Below are 21,393 nucleotides of genomic sequence, written 5' to 3'. Positions count from 1 at the left end.
TTCGACCGGATGCGCGGCGCCTATGTCATTGCCAACATAGCGGAGGCCATGGGGTGACGATGGACAAGACGGAAAAGCAGACCCAACGCGCGGTGCAAACGCCGGTGCCGAACCGCTGGCGGCGTTATTCGGACTGGGATGACCGGCCCCTGCGGCTCGACAAGTTCGCGCGCGAGGACGCGGCGAACGGTTTTGCAGCCTTCTCCAGCCCCGCCGATCCCAAGCCCGGGGTGACGTTGTCGCAAGGCAGGATCGCCAGCATGGATGGCGTTCTGGTGCATGACTTCGACATGATCGACGCCTTCATCGCCGAGCATCATCTGGATCCCGAGGTTGCGGCCGAGGCGATGGCGATGGATTCGGCCAAGATCGCGCGCATGCTGGTGGACATGAATGTGCCACGCAGCGATCTGGTGCGGCTGGCACGCGGCATGACGCCGGCGAAGCTGGCCGATGTCGTGTCACGCCTCAATGCGCTTGAGATCGCGTTTGCCTATTCCAAGATGCGCCCGCGGAAGACGCCGGGAAACCAGGCGCATGTGACCAATGCGAAGGACGATCCGCTGCAACTTGCCGCCGATGCGGCCACGGCTGTGGGGTTTGGCTTTGATGAGCTGGAAACCACGATGCGCGTGTCGCGCAACGCCTGGTCAAACGCGATGGCCTGCGTTGTCGGTTCATCGGTCGGGCGGTGGGGGACGCTTTTTCAATGTTCCAGCGAAGAGGCCGAGGAGCTTCGCATCGGCATGGCGGGCTTTACCTCTTACGCGGAGACGGTTTCCGTCTATGGCACCGAGAAAAGCTTTACTGACGGGGACGATACGCCCTGGTCCAAGGCTTTTCTCGTGGCTGCCTATGCCTCGCGGGGGATCAAGGCGCGCTGCACCTCGGGCGGCGGGTCCGAGCTTCTGATGGGTTTTCACGAGGCGAAGTCGCTTCTGTATCTTGAGGCGCGCTGCCTGTGCCTGCAACGCGGCATGGGGGTTCAGGGCACTCAAAACGGGGGGATCGACGGCGCGCCGTTGACCGCAACGATTGCAGGCGGTGTGCGCGAGATGATGGCCGAGAACCTGCTTGCCGTATGGCTGGATCTGGAATGTGCCAGCGGCAACGATGCGCGTTCGACCGAATCCGAGATCCGGGTTGGGGCGAAGATCTTGCCTTATCTGATTGCGGGGTCGGATTTCATCTGCTCGGGCTTCGGGTCGATCCTGTCCTATGACAATTCGTTCAACGCCTCACTGTTCAATGGCGAGGAGATGGAGGATTACCTTGCGCTGCAACGCGATTTCGAGGCCGATGGCGGGCTGACGCCGCTGCCGGAATCGCGCGCGTTGGAATTGCGGGCGCGGGCGGTGGATGCGATCTCGGCTGTGCTTGAAGAACTGGACCTGGCCAGCCCCACCGCCGAGATGAAGGCCAGTGTCGTCGTCGCTTCGGGCTCGCGCGAGACGCAGACCTTCGCGCTTGGGGCAACCGCGCAGATCAGCGAGGCGATCCAGGGTCGGGGCATCACCGTGATCGACGTGATCTGCGCGCTTGCCAATCGCGGTTTCGTGCCAGAGGCCGAGAACCTATTGCGGCTGGTCAAGCTGCGGGTCTCGGGCGATTATCTTCAGACTTCGGCCATCGTGCGCGAGGGCCGTGTGATCAGTGCGATCAACGACCCCAATGACTACGCCGGACCCGGCAGCGGTTACAGGCTGACCGAAGAGCGGCGGGGCGAAATCAGCGATCTGCGTGACCTTCTGGGGCAAAGCGATGTGCTGAGCGCGCAATCCATGCACCGCAAGGCCGAGGCGCAGCGGATCGCCTATCTCGAGGCGGGCGAGGCGCGGGAAGGCAATGATCCGAAGGAAGTGGTGGTAGGTATCAGCCCGGCTTTCGGGCTGCAGCTTTACCAGACCACCGGAGGGCTTAACCTGTCGCAGGTGTTGCGTCATATCGTGGGCGGTATCGAAGAGGGGGGTGCCGTGGCGCGCATCGTGCGCATGCACCATACTGCCGACACCTCTTTCCTGGGTCATTCCGCGGCACGGCTGGCGGGATCGGGGGTCGGGATCGGCATTCAGGCCAAGGGCACTGCGATCATCCATTCGCGCGACCGCCTGCCGCATAACAACCTTGAGCTGTTTTCCAATGCGCCGATTACCACGCTCGAGCATTATCGGGGCCTTGGGCGCAACGCTGCCGGTTACGCGCTTGGTGTGGCGGTGGAACCCATCGTCGTGCCGACCCAGGGCGAGGCGCTCGGCGCGCGATTCCATGCGCAGGTGGCGCTGATCCACGCGATCGAGACCGGCCTTGTCGACCCCGACCGCGCTCCGGATGAGGTGACGCTGAAATTTCTCGACGAGGCCAAGGGAGGTGGCAGCCGATGAAGAAACCGACCATTGCCGATTACCCGCTGGCCGAAACGCAGGGGGACAGGATCAGGGGACGCCGGGGCATAGCGCCGGACGAAATCACGCTGGATGCCGTCCTGTCGGGTCGGGTCGAGATGGAGGACCTGCGTATCACGCAGGATGCGCTGAGGGCGCAGGCCGCAATCGCGGATGCTGCCGGACGCCATACACTTGCCCGCAATTTCGAACGCGGGGCCGAACTGGTCGACGTTCCGCAGGATGTGATCATGGACACCTACGAAATGCTGCGGCCCGGCCGCGTGCGTTCCAAAAGCATCCTGACGGACCGTGCCGAGGAGTTTCGCAGCCGTTACGGGGCGCCCCTGATGGCCGATTTCATCGACCGTGCCGCAGAGATCTACCTGCGCCGAGGCCTTCTGAAAGAGGAGTGACGAACGATGGTGAGTGCTGAAAACCCCGTGCGCTGTCCCGCGCTCATGGCGGGCAAGGTCTGTCTTGTGACGGGGGCAGGGTCGGGCATCGGGCGGGCCGGGGCCGAAGCTCTTGCCCGGGCCGGCGCGACGGTGGTTGCGACCGATCTTGACCCCGCGCGCGCAAGCCAGGTGGCCGGCGCACTGCAAGCCGAGGGGCTTTCGGTCACGGGGCTCGGACTTGATGTCACGGATGACGTTGCGCTGCGCGCCGCCATCGAAGGGGCGGTTGCGGCACATGGCCGGCTGGACGTTCTGCATTCGCATGCGGGGTTGCAGGTCGAGGGCACACTTGAACAGGTGGACGTGGCGCAGATGGATGCCTCGTGGCGGCTAAACGTGCGGGCGCATTTCGTGGCGGCCCAGGCTGCTGTCGGGCCGATGAAACGGCAAGGTGGTGGCAGCATCATCATCACCGCGTCGAATTCCGGCGTGCAATATGACCGTGAGATGATCGCCTATGCGACGACCAAGCACGCAGCCGTTGCCATGGTGCGCCAGATCGCGGCGGATTATGCACGCGCCAATATCCGCGTGAATGCGCTCTGCCCCGGGTTCGTTGACACGCCCTTCAACGCGGGCTTCGAAAAGCAGATGGGCGGGCGGGCGCAGCTGGAAACCTATATCCGCACGGCCATTCCCATGGGCCGTTGGGCGAGCACCTCGGAGATTGCCGATGCGATCCTCTTCCTGGCTTCGGACATGTCGGCCTTCATGACCGGACAGGCCTTCGTGGTGGACGGAGGAGAGTTTCTGTAGCACGATGGTTAGCGGCGGACCCGTTCCAGCGTTCTGGAGGGCAGCTCTCCGAAAAGCGCGCGGTAATCGCGCGCGAAATAGCTCAGATGCCAGAAACCGAATTGTGTGGCGGCCTGCGTGACCGACTGGGTGGCTTCGATAGCGCGGCGCGCCTCGTTCAGGCGCAGAACGCGCAGGAAATGCACGGGGCTGATTCCCAGGATGTCCTGACAGACATTTTGCAAAGTGCGGCGGGATATCCCCAACTCGATGGTCAGTTCCGCGACCGAGCGCGGACAATAGGGATTGTCGCGCACCAGATCGCGCACCGCCGAGATGACGTCCCAATGCCGTTCGCTTCGCGGCCCCCCGGCCGCGTCGGCGGGCAGGCAATCGAGCGTGGAGCCCGCGATCTGGCGATTGATGGCATTTGTCTGCTCGGCCGACCAGGGGGTGGCTTCGGCGGCCGCGCGCGCATGGAACAGGGACACGAGAGAGGAGGAGAGGTTGTTGGCCTGCGACGGATCGAGCCGGATGGAACGCCTTCCGCTGGCGAAGACGTCCGACAACTCATCGAGCATGGCCGCAAGCACCGGGTCGGTGGCTTTCGAGGCATCGAACTCGACCCCGTAGAACTCGAAATCCCGTGGCGAAAGAAACTCGAATCCCGACTGGCCTGAAAAGACCAGCAGATCACGGATTCGGGCCGCTTCGCCGCAAAGAAAGCAGTTGCCATCGAAGCGAAGGGGAAAGCCGAAAGCGATCCGCGGCGTCGACAAGCCGCCGACCTGATAGACATCTAGGTTCAGGTCTTCGCGAAAAAGTCGGGCAGCGCCGTTCCTGCACATGGTGACGGAGCCCGAAAATAACCCGCTGCCCAGTTGGGAATATTGCTGATCCCATCTGTCCAGTAGTTCCGCCTGATGGTGAACGCTGTCGCTGCGGCGGATATGATCTTCAGACCCGGTTGCGGTGTTCATCGGTCTCCTTCGTCTTGCGCGCGCCTGTCACGATGCGTCCAGAGTCGAAAGGTGCGGACCGGTCGCGCCGATCTTACGTCGGATGCAGCCGGTCCGTTGATGGGATGTTATGCGCCTTGTGTCGCCCGGATCAAGAAGCCGTTTCGGGCAACTCTTTACCGCCGCCCCGATACCGGACGAACGGCATGAAGCCGAACCCCGGGAGGTACTCTTTGCAGTCTGGCGCTTTTAAACCTGAAAAGGGGAGGGAAAAAGATGGTGCTGCGAGAGAGGATTGAACTCTCGACCTCTCCCTTACCAAGGGAGTGCTCTACCACTGAGCTACCGCAGCGCCGGTGGGTCGAATTCGACCGTGGCGGGGATTTAGACGTATTCGCCGGGCCGCGCAAGCGCAAAGTCGCGCAGCTCTCTGGACGCATTTCGGGCGACGCGCTAGAGAGAGGCGATGGATGACAAACCCCGCAAAACCGGCGACAAGCCCCCCGAGGACAGCCGCGAGGCACGGCTGCGCGCCGCGCTGCGGGCCAATCTGCAAAAGCGCAAGGCGCAGGCGCGGGCGCGGTCGGACGAGGCGCGGGCGGACGGCGCGGCGGGCGGCCCTTCGGGCGTTGACACAAAGGACGAGTAGGCGAATGGATCAGATCATTGTGCGGGGCGGCGCGGAACTTCGTGGCGAGATCCCGATCGCGGGGGCGAAGAACGCCTGTCTCACGCTCATGCCGGCCACGCTCTTGTCGGACGAGCCGCTGACGCTGACCAATGCGCCGCGCCTGTCCGACATCCGCACGATGTCCGAACTGCTGGCCTCGCTCGGGGCCGAGGTGGCGAGCCTTCAGGGCGGGCAGGTTCTGGCGCTGTCCAGCCATGACCTGAGCAACCATACCGCCGATTACGATATCGTGCGCAAGATGCGCGCCTCGATCCTGGTGCTGGGGCCGATGCTGGCGCGAGCGGGGCATGCGGTGGTGTCGCTGCCCGGTGGCTGCGCGATCGGAGCGCGCCCGGTGGACCTGCATCTCAAGGCGCTTGAGGCGATGGGGGCCGAGCTGGAACTGCGTGACGGCTATGTGCATGCCAAGGCGCCCTCGGGCGGGTTGAAGGGGGCTGTGGTGGAATTCCCGCTGGTGTCGGTGGGCGCCACGGAAAACGCGCTGATGGCGGCCACGCTGGCCAAGGGCACGACCGAATTGCGCAACGCCGCGCGCGAGCCCGAGATCGTCGATCTTGCCCGCTGCCTGCGCAAGATGGGCGCGCAGATCGAGGGAGAGGGAAGCGCGACCATCACGATCCAGGGGGTCGAGCGGCTTGGCGGCGCGACCCATCCGGTGGTGACCGACCGGATCGAGCTGGGCACCTACATGCTCGCCCCCGCGATCTGCGGCGGCGAGGTGGAGTGCATCGGCGGGCGGATCGAGCTTGTGGCGGCGTTCTGCGAAAAGCTCGATGCGGCGGGCATCATGGTGGAAGAGACGGAAAAGGGCCTCAAGGTCGCGCGCAGGAACGGGCGGGTGTCGGCGGTGGATGTGACGACCGAACCCTTCCCGGGCTTTCCGACCGATCTTCAGGCGCAGATGATGGCGCTTTTGTGCACGGCCGACGGGGTCAGCGTTCTGGAAGAGACGATCTTCGAGAATCGCTTCATGCACGCGCCCGAACTGATCCGGATGGGCGCGAAGATCGACGTCCATGGCGGCCATGCGACCGTGACGGGGGTGGAGCGGCTGCGCGGGGCACCCGTGATGGCCACCGATCTGCGGGCCTCGGTCTCGCTGATTCTGGCGGGGCTGGCGGCCGAGGGCGAAACCGTGGTCAGCCGCGTCTACCACCTCGATCGCGGCTATGAGCGGGTCGAGGAAAAGCTGTCGGCCGTTGGCGCGACCATCGAGCGGGTGAAGGGCGAATGAGCGGGGATGCGCGTTTCGAGGATGCCGGCGAAAGCGCGCTGAGCCTGCGCGCCGAAACGCCCGAGGACGTGCCCGTGATCGCGGCGCTGGTGCAGGATGCGATCCTGCCGGTCACCGATATCGTCTGGAATGCCCGCGCCCGCACGCTCGCCTTCCTGATCAACCGCTTCCGCTGGGAGGACAAGGCCACCGCCGAGGCGCTTGGCCGCCCCTATGAGCGCGCGCGCGCGCTTCTGGTCGTGTCCGGGGTGACGGGTGTTGCCAGCCAGGGCATTGACCGGGGCGAGCGTGACACGATCCTGTCCATGCTGGACCTGCAATTCGAGCCGGGCGAGGACGGGGCGGGGCGCGTGCTCATCACGCTGGCCGGTGATGGCGCGATCGCCGCGCAGGTGGAATGTCTCGATATCGACCTGCGCGATGTGACGCGGCCCTATGCGGCGCCTTCGGGCAAGGCACCGGAGCATCCGCAATAGGCAGCCGTCTTTTTCGGGGCACCAGATTGCGGCTTTCCCCGCGCAGGGCGCTTGCGGCAGGCGCGATGACACTCTAAGTCCTGTGCGACCTGAGGAGAGCCGCCGATGCCCCAGTTCCTGTCGACCCGAGAGCCCGGTTTCGAGGCACGCTTCCAGGCATTGCTTGGAATGAAGCGGGAAGATGCGCCCGATGTGGATGCCGCCGTGGCCGATATCATCGCGCAGGTGCGCAGCCGGGGCGATGCGGCGGTGATCGAACTGACCGAGCGTTTGGACCGCCTGGCGCTGACGCCCGAAACGCTTGCCTTTTCACCCGACGAGATCGCCGCAGAGGTTGCGAAGGTCTCGGCCGAAGATCGCGCGGCGCTGGAACTGGCGGCCGAACGGATCCGCGCCTATCACGTCCGCCAGATGCCCGAGGACCAGCAATGGACCGATCCCGAGGGCGCGATGCTGGGCTGGCGCTTCACGCCCGTGTCGGCGGCGGGGCTTTATGTGCCCGGCGGGCTTGCCTCTTACCCCTCTTCGGTTCTGATGAATGCGATCCCGGCCAAGGTGGCGGGGGTAGAGCGGCTGGTGATCGCCTGCCCGACGCCGGGGGGCGTGGTCAATCCGCTGGTCCTGCTGGCCGCGCGGATCGCGGGGGTGGATACGGTCTACCGGATCGGCGGCGCGCAGGCGGTGGCGGCCTTGGCCTATGGCACCGCGACGATCGCGCCGGTGGACAAGATCACCGGCCCCGGAAATGCCTATGTAGCCGCCGCCAAGCGCCGGGTGTTCGGTAAGGTCGGCATCGACATGATCGCCGGCCCCTCCGAGATCCTCGTGATCGCGGACCGCGACAACGATCCCGACTGGATCGCGCTCGATCTGCTGAGCCAGGCCGAGCATGACGAAAGCGCGCAATCCATCCTGATCACGGATGACGCGGATTTCGGCACTGCCGTGGCGGCCGCGGTCGAGGCGCGGCTGAAGACGCTGGAGCGGCGCGCGATCGCCGGGGCAAGCTGGCGCGAGAACGGCGCGGTGATCGTGACGCGCGACCTGGCCGAGGCGGCAGAGCTGTCGAACCGCGTCGCCCCCGAGCACCTTGAGCTGTGCGTGGCCGATCCCGATGCGCTGTCGGCGCGGATCACCCATGCCGGGGCGATCTTCCTGGGCGCCTTCACCCCCGAGGCCATCGGCGATTATGTCGGCGGGCCGAACCACGTTCTGCCCACCGCGCGCTCGGCGCGGTTTTCCTCGGGGCTGTCGGTGATGGATTTCCTCAAGCGCACCACGCTGGCGCGCATGACGCCCGCGGCGCTTTCGGCCATCGGGCCTGCCGCCGAGCGGCTGGCGCAATCGGAAAGCCTCGAGGCGCACGGTCTGTCTGTGCGTGTGCGCCTGAACGCCCTGAACGAAAGGGAAAGCTGATGTCCCGTATCTGCCGCATAGATATCGACGAGGCCGGCCTGGCCGCGCCGTCGCCCCAGATCGAGCAGGAGCGCCGCGTGGCGATCTACGACCTGCTCGAGGATAACAGCTTCTCGATCCCCGGCCGCGGCGACGCCCCCACCCCCGAGGGACCCTTCGCGCTTGGCCTGTCGGTGCGTGACGGGCGGCTGGTCTTCGACACCGCCACCGAGGCGGGCGAAAAGGTGGCCGAGTTCCACCTGTCCTTCGGCCCGTTCCGGCAGGTGGTGAAGGATTACTCCCAGATCTGCGAAAGCTATTTCGAGGCGGTGAAGAAGCTGCCGCCCAGCCAGATCGAGGCGATCGACATGGCGCGGCGCGGCATCCACAACGAGGGCGCGCGCGTGTTGCAGGAGCGCCTTGAAGGCAAGGCTGAGCTGGACATAGACACCGCGCGGCGCCTGTTCACCCTGATCTGCGTGCTTGCGCCGGTGACCTGATGGGCAAGCTTCCCCATTCGGTCCTGTTCTGCTGCGACCATAACGCCATCCGCTCGCCGATGGCCGAAGGGATCATGAAGAAGCTTTACGGGCAGGAATGCTATGTCCAGTCCGTCGGCGTGAAGGCCGATATGGATATCGACGGCTTCACCATCGCCGTGTGCAACGAAATCGGTGTCGAGCTGTCGCGCCACCGCTCGCGCTCTTTCGACGAGATGGAGGATTGGGGCGACGATCTTTCGGGCTTCGATCTGGTGATCGCGCTGTCGCCCGCCAGTCAGCGCCGGGCGCTGGAACTGACGCGGTTTTTCCATCTGGATGTCGAATACTGGCCGATCATGGACCCCACCGGCATCGCCGAGGGGCGCGAGGCCAAGCTGGCCGCCTTCCGGCGCACGCGCGACCAGATCGTGTCGCGCATGATCGAGCGTTTTGGCCCCCCGACGGCGCAAACGCAGGCAGGATGACCGCATCCGCCGGTCGAAATGCGGGCGGGCGGCCATATAGCCCTTGAAAAAAACGTTACCGAGGCGCATTTAATGCGCGCTCGCGGAATCCGGCGGGCGGCATATCAAGGAGTGACCATGGCCAAGGAAGAAATGCTCGAATTTCCCGGCGTCGTGAAGGAACTTCTGCCCAATGCGACGTTCAGGGTCGAGCTGGAAAACGGCCATGAGATCATCGCGCATATGGCAGGAAAGATGCGCAAGAACCGCATCCGTGTTCTGGCCGGCGACAAGGTGCAGGTGGAAATGAACACCTATGACCTGACGAAGGGTCGCATCAACTACCGCTTCAAGTGATCGCGGCGCCTTCCGTGCCGCGTCTGATCCTGGGATCGGCCAGCCCGCGCAGGCATGAGCTTCTGGTTCAGGCCGGGTTTGTGCCCGACGCCGTGCGCGCGCCCGAGATCGACGAAACCCCGCGAAAATCGGAAACGCCGCGCGCCTATGTGGCGCGCATGGCGCGCGAGAAGGCGGCGGCGCTTGATTGCGCGGCCGACGAGGTGATCCTGTGCGCCGATACCACGGTCACGCTGGGGCGGCGCATCCTGGGCAAGCCGCGCGATGCGGGCGAGGCGGCCGAGTTTCTTTGGGCGCTGTCGGGGCGGCGCCATCACGTTCTGACCGCCGTTGCCGTGCGCGGACCCTCGGGGCTGCGCGCGCGGCTGGTCGACACGATCGTGCGGTTCCGCCCGCTTTCCAATGCCGATGTGAACGGCTATCTCGCCTCGGGCGAGTGGGCGGGCAAGGCCGGCGGCTATGCCATCCAGGGCCGGGCCGGGGCCTTCATCCCGTGGCTTCAGGGGTCTTTCTCGGCCGTGGTCGGATTGCCCCTTGCGGAAACCGTGACATTGCTGGGCGCATTCGGGATCGCCGCGAAGGAGGAAACCGCATGAAGGGGCGCACCGTCATCCTGGGCGAGATCGCGGGGCGCGAGGCCGCCGCGCTGATGCTTGACGGTCGGCTCGAGGATCTTTTGCTTGACACGTCCGAGGTCGTGGCCCTTGCCCCCGGTGCGATCTGCCGCGGCACGGTCGACCGGCAGATGAAGGGGCAGGGCGGCGTGTTCGTGCGCCTGCCGGGCGGTGAAAAGGGTTTCCTGCGCGAGGTGAAGGGCCTTTCTCCGGGCCAGTCCGTGATCTGCCAGGTTACCGGCGGGGCCGAGGCCGGCAAGGCGCTGCCGGTCAGCCTGCGCGTGTTGTTCAAGTCGCGCTACGCGATCGTGACGCCGGGGGCGCCGGGGCTCAACATCTCGCGCCGCATCCGGGACGAGGATCTGCGCGCCGAACTGGATGCGCTTGCGGCCGCGGCAATGGCGCAAAGCGCGATGGGGCTGATCCTGCGCTCGGCCTGCGAGGGGGCGGCGCCCGACGAGATTTCCGGCGATATCGGGGCGATGCGCGCCCTTGCCGAAGCGGTGATGGCCGATCTTTCGGGCGCGCCGGAGTTGCTGGTTGATGCCCCCGGTCCGCATGAAGAGGCCTGGCGCGACTGGGCCGATCCGGCGCCCGACGAGGTGATCGAGGGCGACATGTCCGCCCATGGCGTTCTTGAGGCGATCGACGCGCTTCTGGCGCCCGAGGTCGCGCTGCCGGGCGGCGGGCATATGCTGATCGAGCCGACCCGCGCGCTGATCGCGGTGGATGTGAATACCGGTGCCGACAGCTCTCCGGCGGCGGCGCTGAAGGTCAATATCGCCGCCGCGCGGGAATTGCCGCGCCAGCTGCGCCTGCGCGGGCTTGGCGGGCAGGTCACCGTCGATTTCGCACCCATGCCCAAGCGCGACCGCGCCACGCTGGAACAGCAGCTGCGCGTGGCCTTCAAGGGCGAGGCGGCCGAAACGAGCCTTGCCGGCTGGACCCCGCTTGGCAATTTCGAGCTTCAGCGCAAGCGCGACCGGGTTGCGCTGACTCAGGTGCTGGAGGGCCGCGGATGAGCTGTCCGATCTGCGGCAAGGCCTCCGATCCAAAATATCGCCCGTTCTGCTCGAAACGCTGTGCGGACGTGGATCTGGCGCGCTGGCTGAACAATTCCTACGTCATTTCGGGCGATATCGCCGAGGAAGATGAGCGCGCTCCCGAGGGCGTCGAGGGCCGGGACGGCCCGCTGCACTAACGCGGCATATCGAACGCCGCCGCGATCCGGGCCGCCATGTCGGCGTCGCCGTCCTCGAGATGCAGGTTCGCCTCGATGCGCTCCAGAAGCGGCAACAGCTGTGCCACCGATTGCAGGCATTGCGCATCGTCCGGCAGGCTGCGGTCGATCCCACCCCTGATCTGCACCGACATCGCGTCGTCGAGCCGGTAGGTCAGGGTCTGCATAAAGACGCTGAACGTGCCGATGCCCCGAGGTCTCTCGACCGGCTCCTCGATCAGCAGCGCGCGCTGCTCGGGGTTCCGCATCAGCTTGCGCGCGTCGCGTTCGGCGTCCTTCGTCTGGACCAGGTCGATCGCGGTTGCGCTGAGACCGACCGTGACATGACAGGGCTCCCCGGTTTCCGAGATCGCCGGCACTTCGAAACCCGCCCGGGCGCAGGGCACGACGGGCAGGGTGGTGCAGGCGCCGCCGTTCGTCCCTCCCGCTGCGACGAGCGCCGTATAGAGCCGCTCGGACCGGCGCAGCTGGATCTCGCCGATCCGGGCGCGCAGGTCCTCGGCGCGGGGCTCGGCTTGCAGGCTCAGGGCCAGCGCCTCGCTCGGATGCGCCAGAACGCCCGCCATGAAGGCCTCGGTGACCGGCTCACCCTTGCGGCCATCGAGATTTTGCATTTCCAGTGTTGCCGATCCGTCGAAGATCGCCATCGCCCATGCGACGCTTATGGCCGTCTGCCACGCGCCGATCGTGCGGACGACCGCAGGGTAGGTCGCGGACTTGCGCGCGCTTTCGAACTCCGCGCGATCCCTCTTGGCCTCGAATGGGGTCAGCGTGGCCGTGACCACCATCCGTCCACGGGCCTCGCCGGTCGTGGGGGTGCAGTCCCAACCCCGGTCGGCATAAAGGTTGCTTTGCGCCTGGGCGGGATGGGTGCGGATCGTGCAATCGAACCCCGCCACGCCCAGCACAAGCGCATCGAGCGCCTGCTGCTGCGCGGTGAGGATGTCCAGCAATTCCTCGCGCAGGCCAAGCAACTCGGCATAATCGGTCGAGGCGTCCTGTGCATATGCGGCAGGGGCGGCGCAAAGCGCCAGAAGGATAGTAAACAAACGTAGCATTGAAATCTTCGGATCAATTCGCTGGTCGGGATAAAATCGAAATATGGCGGATTCAAGTTGGAGCCGGGGCGCACCAGAATTCCAGAGATCAGCCTAAAAACACTCTGGACAGCCCCACCACCCTCGTCTAGTAACCCTCCACCAACGCCGGTAAGGCCCGGTGCCCAGATAGCTCAGTTGGTAGAGCAGCGGATTGAAAATCCGCGTGTCGCTGGTTCGATTCCGGCTCTGGGCACCACTCAAATTTTTTCTCCTTACATATCAAGTGGTTAAGCGGCAAAATTGTCCCACCGTTTGCCATGGTCGGGAAAAGTGGGACACTTTTGTCTTACTTTTGTTCTCCTGACATGCGCTTCAGGGCGCTTTCGGCACGAGTCTTTTGGCGGGCGGCGCGGGTGTATCGCGTCACTTCTTTCGAGGTCCGGTGCCCGGTAATCGCCATGATTTCCTGTTCGGTACAGCCCAGTTCCGCAAGGCGGGCGGCGGCCGCCTTGCGCAGCCCGTGAACGGAGCACTGACTCAGCTTCGCCTCGTCGCACCACTTGCGGAAGCGATTGCCGAATCCGTTCGAGGTAAAGGGGCGGTTGAACGCCGTTTGAAGGAAGGTCAGGTCGCCGGTCGGGGTGGCGTCAATGATCTTTTGCAGTTCCGGGATCACCGGGATCTCCATCCGCACCGGGTTCGTGTTGCGGTTCTTGTGCTGAGTGAAGATCAGCCATCCGTCGCGGATATGCTGGCGCCCGAATAGAACCAGATCGGATCGGCGCTGCCCGGTGTATAGGGCGAGGGCCAAGGCAAGGCGGGCGGTCGTGCCGACCGGGTGCTTTTCCTCGAATGCCTCGATCTCGGCCAAGGTCCAAGAATGGAAGCCTTCGGGATTCTTGCTCGAAAGGTATTCGACTTCGGCAGCCGGATTCCGGTCGTGGTGATCGTACCGCACAGCGAATTTGTAGAGTTGCCGCGCAGCCTTCAACATGCCGTTGGCAGCCTCGGGCCGGTCCATCATCTCGTCGCGCCACTTGCGAAGGTGACGGGGCATCAGAAGCGAATAAGGGTGGTCGCCGCGATCCTTGATCTGGCAGGCGCGTTCCAGGATCGAGCGGCGCACCTTCTGGGTACGCGCGTCCAGTTCCGCGAACATGGCGCTTTTGAAGTATTCGACGCAGAGCCAGCGGAGACTCTTCGGGATCACCCGGCCGGGTCGCTTGTCGCCGCCCCTCGTCACCTTCGGCCCGGCGGCGGCGCGGCGGTAGTCGGTGAGGAATTCGGGGGATCCGACCGGGCCGCGCAACCGGATCTTCCCGCCGCCGTGCCGGTACGGGGCGAAGTTCTTTGAATACCTCAATCGTGACAAGGGCTATGCCCGCCAGTTGACCGAGATCTGGAAGGTTGAATTCCCCGATGGCCTTGAATCTATAGCGGATTTCCCCAACCTAACCGCCGCGATGCAGCGCGCGGGCTGGTCCGAGACGAAGATCCGTCGGGTCATGGGCGAGAACTGGGTCGCGCTTCTTGACCGGGTCTGGACTGTATAGCGCCGACGCAAGATTCTTTCGGGGCGATCAGGGTCTGGTGCGGACTGGTCGCCCGTTGATCCAGACGGCGCTGATCGCCCGGTCGTCGCCCATCATGATGGTCGGGAACAGCTCTTCCCAGAAGCTTTCCGCACGTTCGGCGCGCTGCGCGATGGCGGGTGTCGAATGCAGGTCGAGAACGATCAGATCGGCCTCCATTCCGGGCGCGATATTGCCCACCTGCGCGTCGATCCGCAGCGCGCGCGCCGCGCCGACGGTTGCCAGCCACCAAAGCTGCGCGGGGTGCAGAGGATTGTGGCGCAACTGCGCGACCTCATAGGCCGCCGCCATCGTGCGCAGCATCGAGAAGGACGAGCCGCCCCCGGTATCGGTGGCAAGGCCGATGCGCTGCCCCTCGGCCATCAGCCCGGCCATGTCGAACAGGCCTGATCCGATGAAGGTGTTCGATGTCGGACAATGCACAAGGGCCGCGCCATGGTCGCGCAGCCGGTCGCGTTCGCGCGGCTCAAGGTGGATGGCATGGCCATAGACGCCGTTCGCGCCCAGCAGGCCGTGGGCCTCGTAGGTGTCCAGATAGTCCCGCGCCGAGGGGTAAAGCGCGCGCACCCATTCGATCTCGTCGGGCTGCTCGCTCAGATGGGTCTGCATCAGGCAATCGGGATGCGCGGCCCAAAGCGCGCCAAGCGCCTCGAGCTGAGCGGGCGTCGAGGTGGGCGAGAACCGCGGCGTGATGACATAGCCCAGCCGGTCGCGCCCGTGCCATTTCCGCAGCAGGCGCAGGCTGTCGTCATGGGCCGATTGCGCGGTATCGCGCAGGCCCGCGGGGGCGGTGTCGCGGTCCATGCAGGTCTTGCCGGCCAGGGCGCGCATCCCGCGGCGCTGCGCCTCGGCGAAGAAGGCCTCCACGCTTTCGGGATGGATCGTGCAATAGCTGCACATCGAGGTGGTGCCGTGCGCAAGCGCGAGGTCGAAATAGCGCGCGGCGATCTGCGCGGCATAGGCCGGATCGTCGAAGCGCATCTCTTCGGGGAAAGTGTAGCTGTTCAGCCAGTCGATCAGCCGCTTGCCCCAGCTGGCGATGATGCCGGTCTGGGGGTAGTGCACATGGGCATCGACGAACCCGGCCGAGATCAGCGCCGATCCGTAGTCGTGCAGCCGGGCATGCGGATATTCCGCGCGCAGGCTGTCTGCCTCGGCCACGCGGAGGATCTGCCGGTTCTCCAGCAGAACCGCGCCACGCACCAGATGGCGCGCCGCTGCCGGCCCGGCAACGAAGGGGTCGTCGGTGAAGGCGATCACCTGCCCAAGCAACAGTTCCGGCATACGGTCTCCTTTCCGTCACGCGGCCATGCTAGAGGGGGGCGCGAACAAGGTAAATTCCCTTCGGCCCCTGTATTCCACCGGGGCGCTCGGGTAAGGTGTCTGGCGATTGCAGGCGGGGTGCAGGATGGTCGAAGAACGGACGGAAGACGAGGCGCGCGAGGAAGAGGACTACCGGCTTGACGGCGATGTCGTCGATCAGGTCCTCGACGCCATCGAGGCGCAGGACGCCGCGCGCCTGACCGAGCTTCTGGAACCGTTGCACGCGGCCGACATTGCCGACCTTCTCGAACAGATCGGTGGGTCCGAGCGGCGCGAACTGTTGCGCCTGTGGGGCCGCGAGATCGACGGCGAGATCCTGTCGGAGATCGACGAATCGATCCGCGAAGAGGTGATCGAGGCGCTGCCGCGCGACGTTCTGGCCGAAGCGGTCCGCGAGCTTGATTCCGACGATGTGGTCGACCTGATCGAGGATCTGGAAGAGCCGCAGCAGGAAGCCATTCTCGGCGCGCTCGAGGAATCCGACCGTGCGGCCGTCGAGCAGTCTCTGACCTATCCCGAATATTCGGCCGGCCGCCTGATGCAGCGCGAGGTGGTGACCGCCCCCGAGCACTGGACCGTGGGCGAAACCATCGATTTCCTGCGCGCCGAGGAATGGCTGCCTGACCAGTTCTATCACGTCATTCTGGTGGATCCTGCGCATCATCCGGTGGGGTATGTCACGCTGGGGCGGCTTTTGTCGGCCACGCGCAAGACGGCGCTGACCGAAATTCAGGAAGAAAGCTTCCGCACCATCTCGGTCTATCAGGAAGAGGCCGACGTGGCCTATGCCTTCAACCAGTACCACCTGATTTCGGCCGCGGTCGTGGATGACGATGACCGGCTTGTGGGTGTGATCACCATCGACGATGCCATGTCGGTCCTGGACGAGGAGCACGAGGAAGACATCCTGCGTCTGGCTGGCGTGGGCGAGGACAGCGCGATCTCGGACACGGTTCTGGAAACCAGCCGGCAGCGGCTGCCCTGGCTATTCGTCAATCTGCTGACGGCGATCCTGGCCTCGGGCGTGATCGCGCTGTTCGAGGGCACGATCGAACGGCTGGTGGCGCTTGCGGTTCTGATGCCGATCGTGGCCTCGATGGGGGGCAATGCGGGCACGCAGACGCTGACCGTCGCGGTGCGCGCGCTTGCCACCAAGAACCTCACTGAATCGAACGTCTGGCGCGTGGTGCGCCGCGAGGCGGTGGTGGGGCTGTTCAACGGCATCGCCTTCGCCGTGGTCATGGGCTGCGTGGCCTGGGTCTGGTTCGGGCAGGCCGAGCTGGGGCTGGTGATCGGTCTGGCAATGGTCATCAACCTGTTCGTAGCGGCCCTTGCCGGGATCATCGTGCCCCTGACGCTTGAGAAGATGGGCGCGGACCCGGCGCTTGCCTCGGGCACATTCGTCACGACCGTCACCGATGTGGTGGGCTTCTTCGCCTTTCTGGGGCTGGCCGCGGCGGTGCTGCTATGAGCCTACCTGAAGAGAAGGCCGCGGCCCGCCGCGCCGCGTTCGCCGCGCGCAAGGCCGCGTTCGCCGCGCGTCCGCGGGGCGGGATCGAGCGGCTGGCCGAGGTGCTTGCCCCCTATCAGGGGCAGGTGCTGGCCGGATACATGCCGATGCGCACCGAGATCGACCCGCTTTGGGCGATGGGCGCGCATGAGGGGCCGGTCTGCGTGCCGGTGATCACGGGGGCGGGCCTTCCCCTGGTGTTTCGCCGCTGGACGCCCACGGCGCGGATGGTGCCGGGCGAATTCGGCGCGCTGATCCCCGAGGCAGGGGATCTTCTGGTGCCGCGCGTGCTGATCGTGCCGCTTCTGGCCTTCGACCGGCGCGGCTTCCGGCTGGGCTATGGCGGCGGGTTCTATGACCGCACGCTGGAAGGCTTGCGCGCCGCGGGGCCGGTCACGGCCATCGGCTTCGCCTTTGCCGCGCAAGAGGTCGGCCGCGTTCCGACCGAGCCGATCGATCAGCCGCTCGACCTGATCGTGACCGAGCACGGCTGCCTTGTGCCGTAGCCCGGCCGGTCGGCTTTTCCTTGCCCTTGCGGCGTTCAGGGCCTAAGCCTGCGGTCATGAAGCTACTTTTTCTGGGCGATGTCATGGGCCGCGCCGGGCGCGCGGCGATCAGCGGGCAGCTGGCGAAGCTGCGCGCGGATTGGGGGCTGGATTTCGTCGTGGTCAACGGTGAGAACGCCTCGGCCGGGGCGGGGCTGACGGCCGATCACGCGCGCCTGATCCTTGAGGCGGGGGCCGATTGCGTCACGCTTGGCGATCATGCCTTCGACCAGAAGGACATGATGCGCTTCATCGACACCGAGCCGCGGATCATCCGCCCGCTGAACTATGCCAAGGAGGCGCCGGGCAAGGGCGCGCGCCTGTTTTCCGACCAGCGCGGGCGCAAGGTCCTGGTGACGCAGGTGCTGGGCCAGGTCTTCATGAAACGACCCTTCGACGATCCCTTCTCGGCGGTGGATACGGTCCTGCGGGCCCACCCCCTGGGGGGCCTTGCGCAGGCGATCCTTGTCGATGTGCATTGCGAGGCGACCTCGGAGAAGATGGCGATGGGGCATTGGTGCGACGGGCGCGCCTCGGTCGTGGTGGGCACGCATACCCACGTGCCGACCGCCGATGCGATGGTGCTGCCGGGCGGCACCGCCTATCTGACCGATGCGGGCATGTGCGGCGATTACCACTCGGTCATCGGGATGGAGCGGGCCGAGCCGATGCGGCGCTTCATAACCGGCATGGCGCGCGAACGCTTCACCCCCGCCGCCGGCGAAGCCACGCTGTCGGGCCTTTATGTGGAAACCGACGATCGCACCGGAAAGGCGCTGCGCTGCCAGCCGGTGCGCGTGGGGGGGCGGCTCATGCCGTCTGCACCGAACTGAGCGGCTTGGTTCTTGTGCCCGTGCGCGGGCAGGATAGTATCGCTGCGATAACCCAATCCGCCGCAGAGGGCCCATGATCGACCTGCATCTTTCCGCCACGGGCACGGCTGTTGCAGCGCTGCTGATCGTTTTGGGTATGTTCGTGATGTTCCTGCGCGAACGCGTGCCGCCCGAGGTCGTGGCGATGTCGGGCGCGGCGGTGATGCTGGTTCTGGGCTTCGTGCCCTACAGCACGGCAACGGCGGCACTGTCGAACTCGGCGCCCTGGACTATCGCTTTCATGTTCCTGATCATGGGGGCGCTGGTGCGCACCGGCGCGCTTGACCGGATGACGCGCTTTGCCGAAAGCCATATCTCGACCCGGCCGCATGTGACGCTGGTGATGATGTTCGGGCTGGTGATGGTGTCCTCGGCGGTGATGAACAACACGCCCGTCGTCGCCGTGATGATCCCGATCTTCATCCAGGTTGCGCGGCGACTGAATGTCTCGCCCTCTCGGCTCTTGATGCCGCTGTCCTATTTCACGGTGATGGGCGGCATGATCACGCTGCTGGGCACCTCGACCAACATCCTTGTCGACGGCGTCGTGCGCAAAGACGGGCTGGAGCCGTTCTCGATCTTCGAGATCGCGCCGGTCGGCATTGCGATCTGTCTGGTCGGCTCGGTCTTCATGGCGCTTTTCGCCAGGCACCTCGTGCCCGAACGGCAATCCATGTCCTTCCTGCTGGGCGACCGGCCGAAGATGAAATATTTCACCGAGGTCGCCATTCCCGAAGGTTCGGCGCTGATCGGCCAGAAGGTGCAGGAGATCGACGTGTTCCGCCGTGACGGGGTGCGCCTGATCGACGTGCTGCGCGGCGATGCCTCGTTGCGCCGCGACCTGCCCAATACCGCGATCGAGGCGGGCGACCGCGTGGTGCTGCGGACCGAGATGACCGAGCTTCTGGGCATGCAGGCCAATCCCGACCTGCGCATGGTGGACAAGCTCAGCTCGGTGCAGACCGAAACCGTCGAGGTGCTGATCTCGCCCGGCTGCCGGATGGTCGGCCGCTCTTTGGGAGAGTTGCGCCTGCGGCGTCGCTACGGGGTCTATGTTCTGGCCGCGCATCGCCGCAACCAGAATATCGGCCGCCAGCTTGACGATCTGGTCGTGGTGGTGGGCGATACGCTGCTTCTGGAAGGCGCGCCGGAGGATATCGCCCGCCTGGCCGCGGACATGGATCTTGTCGATGTCTCCAAGCCGGCGATGCGGGCGTTCCGGCGCAGCCACATGCCGATCGCGGTGGCGGCGCTTCTGTCGGTCGTGGGGCTGGCCGCGCTGGACGTGGCGCCGATCATGCTTCTGGCGATGGTGGCGGTGGCGGTGATCCTGTCGACCCGCTGCATCGACGCGGACGAGGCCTTCACCTTCGTCGACGGCCGCCTGCTGGCGATGATCTTTTCCATGCTGGTGGTCGGCGAGGCGCTGGATCATTCCGGCTCGGTGCAGCTGATCGTCGATCTGGTGGCCCCGCATCTGGGGCAGCTGCCGCCGCTTGCGGCGCTGTTCGCGGTGTATTTCCTGGGGCTCGTTATGACCGAGTTCCTGTCGAACAACGCGGTGGCGGTGATCTATACGCCGATCGCCATCCAGCTTGCGCTCGCGCTCGGGCTGGACCCGCGGCCCTTTGCGATTGCGGTGATGTTCTCGGCCTCGGTGGCCTTTGCCACGCCGATCGGCTATCAGACGCATATGATGGTCTATGGCCCCGGCGGCTACCGGTTCTCGGATTTCCTGCGTCTGGGGATTCCGATGGATATCGTGACGGGGATCACCGCCTGCCTTATCATCCCCCTGTTCTGGCCGCTGTAAGACGGGCGGCCGTCCAACACGAAGGTGCGATCATGAAACATCTGCTTGCGCTTGCCGGGCTGCTTGTGCTGGTGGCATGCGGCGGCCCCGTGCCGGGTGCACGCCCCGATATCGTGCAGCTTGCCGGGGACCGGCTTGTAGTGATCTTCACGGACGGGGTGATGTGCCGGGCGGACTTCCGGCAGGTGCCTGCGGGGCGGTTGCCCGATTGCGCCCATCCGCTGGACTATGCGGTGACGGTCGAACAGGAAAGCCATCTGCGCGCCCTCGGGGGGCTGTTTGCGCCCTACGCCACGATCACGCTTGGCGATGCAAGCGGCTGGCGGGACAGCTACCGCACGCCCGATGCCCGCCAGGGCCCGCTTGGCGATTGGTCGGGCGGACGCTGAGCGGCGCTTGCGGCAGGGTGGGTCGCTGGCATATAGAGGCCGGGATCAAGCGAATTTCGACTGAGAGGGCACATGGCAGGCCATTCCAAATGGGCAAACATCCAGCATCGCAAGGGCAAGCAGGACAAGCTCCGCTCCAAGATGTTCTCGAAGCTGGCGAAGGAAATCACCGTCGCCGCGAAGATGGGTGACCCGGACCCCGACAAGAACCCGCGCCTGCGCCTTGCGGTCAAGGCGGCCAAGGCCCAGTCGATGCCGAAGGACGTGATCGAACGCGCGATCAAGAAATCGCTGGGCGGCGATGCGGCGGACTATACCGAGATCCGCTATGAAGGCTACGGCCCCAACGGCATCGCCGTCATCGTCGAGGCGATGACCGACAATATCAACCGCACCGCATCGAATGTGCGCAGCTATTTCACCAAGGCGGGTGGCAACCTTGGCCAGACCGGCTCGGTCAGCCACGGGTTCGACCGCGTGGGCGAGATCAGCTACCCGGCTGAGGCCGCGGATGCCGATACGGTAATGATGGCCGCGCTGGATGCGGGCGCCGACGATGTCGAAAGCGACGAAGAGGGCCATTACATCTACTGCGCGATGGAAAGCCTTTCGGACGTGTCCGATGCGCTGGAGAAAGAGCTTGGCGAAAGCCGCGAATCGAAGCTCATCTGGAAGCCCCAGGTCCGCACTGAGGTCGACCTCGAGACCGCGCAGAAGCTGATGAAGCTGATCGACCTGCTTGAAGAGGACGATGACGTGCAGGAAGTGACGCATAATTTCGACGTTCCCGAAGACGTTGCCGCGCAGCTGTAAGCCGCCGCGC

Annotated in this window: 24 protein-coding genes and 2 tRNA genes; 21 read left to right on the top strand and 5 right to left on the bottom strand. The window is 65.5% G+C overall.

Features of this window, described 5'->3' with window-relative positions; translation table 11 throughout:
• Window positions 1-59 precede the first annotated feature (59 nt).
• The 3 genes from AC4PTO_RS12945 to AC4PTO_RS12935 are packed head-to-tail and all read left to right on the top strand — an operon-like array spanning window position 60 to window position 3,595.
• Window positions 60-2,381 carry a propanediol/glycerol family dehydratase large subunit gene (locus AC4PTO_RS12945; RefSeq protein WP_492729095.1) on the top strand — a complete coding sequence of 774 codons (2,322 nt, stop codon included), beginning with the start codon at window positions 60-62 and terminating at the stop codon, window positions 2,379-2,381.
• The gene (locus tag AC4PTO_RS12940) at window positions 2,378-2,797 is read left to right on the top strand and encodes a diol dehydratase small subunit (protein ID WP_492729093.1); all 420 of its coding nucleotides are present in this window, start codon (window positions 2,378-2,380) and stop codon (window positions 2,795-2,797) included. The genes AC4PTO_RS12945 and AC4PTO_RS12940 overlap by 4 nt, the downstream gene beginning before the upstream one ends.
• A gap of 6 nt (window positions 2,798-2,803) precedes the next feature.
• Window positions 2,804-3,595 (top strand): SDR family NAD(P)-dependent oxidoreductase, encoded by a 792-nt coding sequence (locus AC4PTO_RS12935; protein WP_492729091.1) that lies wholly within the window; start codon window positions 2,804-2,806, stop codon window positions 3,593-3,595.
• 8 nt (window positions 3,596-3,603) lie between these two features.
• Here the strand turns inward: AC4PTO_RS12935 and AC4PTO_RS12930 are convergent, their stop codons facing one another.
• Entirely contained in the window at window positions 3,604-4,554 is a 951-nt protein-coding gene (locus AC4PTO_RS12930; protein ID WP_492729089.1) for a helix-turn-helix domain-containing protein, read from the bottom strand.
• Between the two features lie 256 nt (window positions 4,555-4,810).
• A tRNA-Thr gene (locus AC4PTO_RS12925) sits at window positions 4,811-4,885 on the bottom strand.
• Between the two features lie 114 nt (window positions 4,886-4,999).
• Here AC4PTO_RS12925 and AC4PTO_RS12920 point away from each other — a divergent pair.
• From AC4PTO_RS12920 to AC4PTO_RS12875, 10 genes are all read left to right on the top strand, one after another.
• Window positions 5,000-5,182 carry a hypothetical protein gene (locus AC4PTO_RS12920; protein WP_492729087.1) on the top strand — a complete coding sequence of 61 codons (183 nt, stop codon included), beginning with the start codon at window positions 5,000-5,002 and terminating at the stop codon, window positions 5,180-5,182.
• A gap of 4 nt (window positions 5,183-5,186) precedes the next feature.
• The gene (gene murA / locus AC4PTO_RS12915; RefSeq protein WP_492729086.1) at window positions 5,187-6,458 is read left to right on the top strand and encodes a UDP-N-acetylglucosamine 1-carboxyvinyltransferase; all 1,272 of its coding nucleotides are present in this window, start codon (window positions 5,187-5,189) and stop codon (window positions 6,456-6,458) included.
• Entirely contained in the window at window positions 6,455-6,934 is a 480-nt protein-coding gene (locus AC4PTO_RS12910; protein WP_492729084.1) for a DUF2948 family protein, read from the top strand. Before murA ends, AC4PTO_RS12910 begins: the two co-directional genes overlap by 4 nt.
• A gap of 105 nt (window positions 6,935-7,039) precedes the next feature.
• On the top strand, window positions 7,040-8,350 hold the full coding sequence (hisD, locus tag AC4PTO_RS12905) for a histidinol dehydrogenase (protein ID WP_492729082.1): 1,311 nt from the start codon (window positions 7,040-7,042) through the stop codon (window positions 8,348-8,350).
• Window positions 8,350-8,829, top strand: a complete 480-nt coding sequence (locus AC4PTO_RS12900) for a UPF0262 family protein (protein WP_492729080.1) — start codon at window positions 8,350-8,352, stop codon at window positions 8,827-8,829. The genes hisD and AC4PTO_RS12900 overlap by 1 nt, the downstream gene beginning before the upstream one ends.
• Window positions 8,829-9,296: an arsenate-mycothiol transferase ArsC gene (locus AC4PTO_RS12895; RefSeq protein ID WP_492729078.1), complete on the top strand. Its 468-nt coding sequence runs from the start codon at window positions 8,829-8,831 to the stop codon at window positions 9,294-9,296. The genes AC4PTO_RS12900 and AC4PTO_RS12895 overlap by 1 nt, the downstream gene beginning before the upstream one ends.
• A 117-nt stretch (window positions 9,297-9,413) precedes the next feature.
• Window positions 9,414-9,632, top strand: coding sequence for a translation initiation factor IF-1 (gene infA / locus AC4PTO_RS12890; RefSeq protein ID WP_010397442.1), 219 nt, complete (start codon window positions 9,414-9,416; stop codon window positions 9,630-9,632).
• 14 nt (window positions 9,633-9,646) lie between these two features.
• Window positions 9,647-10,228, top strand: a complete 582-nt coding sequence (locus AC4PTO_RS12885) for a Maf family protein (protein ID WP_492729071.1) — start codon at window positions 9,647-9,649, stop codon at window positions 10,226-10,228.
• Entirely contained in the window at window positions 10,225-11,268 is a 1,044-nt protein-coding gene (locus tag AC4PTO_RS12880; protein ID WP_492729069.1) for a ribonuclease E/G, read from the top strand. The genes AC4PTO_RS12885 and AC4PTO_RS12880 overlap by 4 nt, the downstream gene beginning before the upstream one ends.
• The gene (locus AC4PTO_RS12875; protein WP_492729068.1) at window positions 11,265-11,447 is read left to right on the top strand and encodes a DNA gyrase inhibitor YacG; all 183 of its coding nucleotides are present in this window, start codon (window positions 11,265-11,267) and stop codon (window positions 11,445-11,447) included. Before AC4PTO_RS12880 ends, AC4PTO_RS12875 begins: the two co-directional genes overlap by 4 nt.
• On the opposite strand, the gene AC4PTO_RS12870 is transcribed toward AC4PTO_RS12875, so the two are convergent.
• Window positions 11,444-12,544, bottom strand: coding sequence for a hypothetical protein (locus AC4PTO_RS12870; RefSeq protein WP_492729066.1), 1,101 nt, complete (start codon window positions 12,542-12,544; stop codon window positions 11,444-11,446). The two genes, AC4PTO_RS12875 and AC4PTO_RS12870, sit on opposite strands and share 4 nt — an antisense overlap.
• 162 nt (window positions 12,545-12,706) lie before the next feature.
• Between AC4PTO_RS12870 and AC4PTO_RS12865 the strand changes: the two genes are divergently transcribed.
• Window positions 12,707-12,782: transfer RNA gene (locus AC4PTO_RS12865), tRNA-Phe, on the top strand.
• A gap of 90 nt (window positions 12,783-12,872) precedes the next feature.
• On the opposite strand, the gene AC4PTO_RS12860 is transcribed toward AC4PTO_RS12865, so the two are convergent.
• Window positions 12,873-13,835: a tyrosine-type recombinase/integrase gene (locus AC4PTO_RS12860; protein ID WP_492729064.1), complete on the bottom strand. Its 963-nt coding sequence runs from the start codon at window positions 13,833-13,835 to the stop codon at window positions 12,873-12,875.
• Window positions 13,836-13,914: 79 nt separating this feature from the next.
• Between AC4PTO_RS12860 and AC4PTO_RS12855 the strand changes: the two genes are divergently transcribed.
• The gene (locus tag AC4PTO_RS12855; protein ID WP_492729062.1) at window positions 13,915-14,079 is read left to right on the top strand and encodes a membrane dipeptidase; all 165 of its coding nucleotides are present in this window, start codon (window positions 13,915-13,917) and stop codon (window positions 14,077-14,079) included.
• A gap of 27 nt (window positions 14,080-14,106) precedes the next feature.
• On the opposite strand, the gene guaD is transcribed toward AC4PTO_RS12855, so the two are convergent.
• Complete coding sequence (gene guaD, locus AC4PTO_RS12850) at window positions 14,107-15,402, bottom strand: guanine deaminase (RefSeq protein WP_492729060.1); 1,296 nt, start codon at window positions 15,400-15,402, stop codon at window positions 14,107-14,109.
• 124 nt (window positions 15,403-15,526) lie between these two features.
• Here guaD and mgtE point away from each other — a divergent pair, with 124 nt between their 5' ends.
• From mgtE to AC4PTO_RS12820, 6 genes are all read left to right on the top strand, one after another.
• A complete protein-coding gene (gene mgtE / locus AC4PTO_RS12845) occupies window positions 15,527-16,912 on the top strand; it encodes a magnesium transporter (RefSeq protein WP_492729058.1) in 1,386 nt (461 codons plus the stop codon).
• The gene (locus AC4PTO_RS12840; protein ID WP_492729056.1) at window positions 16,909-17,457 is read left to right on the top strand and encodes a 5-formyltetrahydrofolate cyclo-ligase; all 549 of its coding nucleotides are present in this window, start codon (window positions 16,909-16,911) and stop codon (window positions 17,455-17,457) included. The genes mgtE and AC4PTO_RS12840 overlap by 4 nt, the downstream gene beginning before the upstream one ends.
• Before the next feature lie 56 nt (window positions 17,458-17,513).
• Window positions 17,514-18,329 (top strand): TIGR00282 family metallophosphoesterase, encoded by an 816-nt coding sequence (locus AC4PTO_RS12835; protein ID WP_492729054.1) that lies wholly within the window; start codon window positions 17,514-17,516, stop codon window positions 18,327-18,329.
• Between the two features lie 73 nt (window positions 18,330-18,402).
• A complete protein-coding gene (locus AC4PTO_RS12830; RefSeq protein ID WP_492729052.1) occupies window positions 18,403-20,181 on the top strand; it encodes an SLC13 family permease in 1,779 nt (592 codons plus the stop codon).
• A 32-nt stretch (window positions 20,182-20,213) separates the two neighbouring features.
• Window positions 20,214-20,570 carry a hypothetical protein gene (locus AC4PTO_RS12825; protein WP_492729050.1) on the top strand — a complete coding sequence of 119 codons (357 nt, stop codon included), beginning with the start codon at window positions 20,214-20,216 and terminating at the stop codon, window positions 20,568-20,570.
• Window positions 20,571-20,642: 72 nt separating this feature from the next.
• Window positions 20,643-21,383, top strand: coding sequence for a YebC/PmpR family DNA-binding transcriptional regulator (locus tag AC4PTO_RS12820; RefSeq protein ID WP_492729048.1), 741 nt, complete (start codon window positions 20,643-20,645; stop codon window positions 21,381-21,383).
• Window positions 21,384-21,393: the final 10 nt, after the last annotated feature.

Source organism: Rhodobacter maritimus (assembly GCF_058747975.1).
The sequence above is the reverse complement of the archived record's forward strand: the minus strand, read 5'-3'. Positions and strand labels throughout refer to the sequence as shown.

What these genes read in the sequence shown, in the direction of transcription:
- AC4PTO_RS12945 (WP_492729095.1), top strand. Translation starts at nt 60, where the DNA reads ATGGACAAGACGGAAAAGCAGACCCAACGCGCGGTGCAAACGCCGGTG.
- AC4PTO_RS12940 (WP_492729093.1), top strand. Translation starts at nt 2,378, where the DNA reads ATGAAGAAACCGACCATTGCCGATTACCCGCTGGCCGAAACGCAGGGG.
- AC4PTO_RS12935 (WP_492729091.1), top strand. Translation starts at nt 2,804, where the DNA reads ATGGTGAGTGCTGAAAACCCCGTGCGCTGTCCCGCGCTCATGGCGGGC.
- AC4PTO_RS12930 (WP_492729089.1), bottom strand. Translation starts at nt 4,554, where the DNA reads ATGAACACCGCAACCGGGTCTGAAGATCATATCCGCCGCAGCGACAGC.
- AC4PTO_RS12920 (WP_492729087.1), top strand. Translation starts at nt 5,000, where the DNA reads ATGGATGACAAACCCCGCAAAACCGGCGACAAGCCCCCCGAGGACAGC.
- murA (WP_492729086.1), top strand. Translation starts at nt 5,187, where the DNA reads ATGGATCAGATCATTGTGCGGGGCGGCGCGGAACTTCGTGGCGAGATC.
- AC4PTO_RS12910 (WP_492729084.1), top strand. Translation starts at nt 6,455, where the DNA reads ATGAGCGGGGATGCGCGTTTCGAGGATGCCGGCGAAAGCGCGCTGAGC.
- hisD (WP_492729082.1), top strand. Translation starts at nt 7,040, where the DNA reads ATGCCCCAGTTCCTGTCGACCCGAGAGCCCGGTTTCGAGGCACGCTTC.
- AC4PTO_RS12900 (WP_492729080.1), top strand. Translation starts at nt 8,350, where the DNA reads ATGTCCCGTATCTGCCGCATAGATATCGACGAGGCCGGCCTGGCCGCG.
- AC4PTO_RS12895 (WP_492729078.1), top strand. Translation starts at nt 8,829, where the DNA reads ATGGGCAAGCTTCCCCATTCGGTCCTGTTCTGCTGCGACCATAACGCC.
- infA (WP_010397442.1), top strand. Translation starts at nt 9,414, where the DNA reads ATGGCCAAGGAAGAAATGCTCGAATTTCCCGGCGTCGTGAAGGAACTT.
- AC4PTO_RS12880 (WP_492729069.1), top strand. Translation starts at nt 10,225, where the DNA reads ATGAAGGGGCGCACCGTCATCCTGGGCGAGATCGCGGGGCGCGAGGCC.
- AC4PTO_RS12875 (WP_492729068.1), top strand. Translation starts at nt 11,265, where the DNA reads ATGAGCTGTCCGATCTGCGGCAAGGCCTCCGATCCAAAATATCGCCCG.
- AC4PTO_RS12870 (WP_492729066.1), bottom strand. Translation starts at nt 12,544, where the DNA reads ATGCTACGTTTGTTTACTATCCTTCTGGCGCTTTGCGCCGCCCCTGCC.
- guaD (WP_492729060.1), bottom strand. Translation starts at nt 15,402, where the DNA reads ATGCCGGAACTGTTGCTTGGGCAGGTGATCGCCTTCACCGACGACCCC.
- mgtE (WP_492729058.1), top strand. Translation starts at nt 15,527, where the DNA reads ATGGTCGAAGAACGGACGGAAGACGAGGCGCGCGAGGAAGAGGACTAC.
- AC4PTO_RS12840 (WP_492729056.1), top strand. Translation starts at nt 16,909, where the DNA reads ATGAGCCTACCTGAAGAGAAGGCCGCGGCCCGCCGCGCCGCGTTCGCC.
- AC4PTO_RS12835 (WP_492729054.1), top strand. Translation starts at nt 17,514, where the DNA reads ATGAAGCTACTTTTTCTGGGCGATGTCATGGGCCGCGCCGGGCGCGCG.
- AC4PTO_RS12830 (WP_492729052.1), top strand. Translation starts at nt 18,403, where the DNA reads ATGATCGACCTGCATCTTTCCGCCACGGGCACGGCTGTTGCAGCGCTG.
- AC4PTO_RS12825 (WP_492729050.1), top strand. Translation starts at nt 20,214, where the DNA reads ATGAAACATCTGCTTGCGCTTGCCGGGCTGCTTGTGCTGGTGGCATGC.
- AC4PTO_RS12820 (WP_492729048.1), top strand. Translation starts at nt 20,643, where the DNA reads ATGGCAGGCCATTCCAAATGGGCAAACATCCAGCATCGCAAGGGCAAG.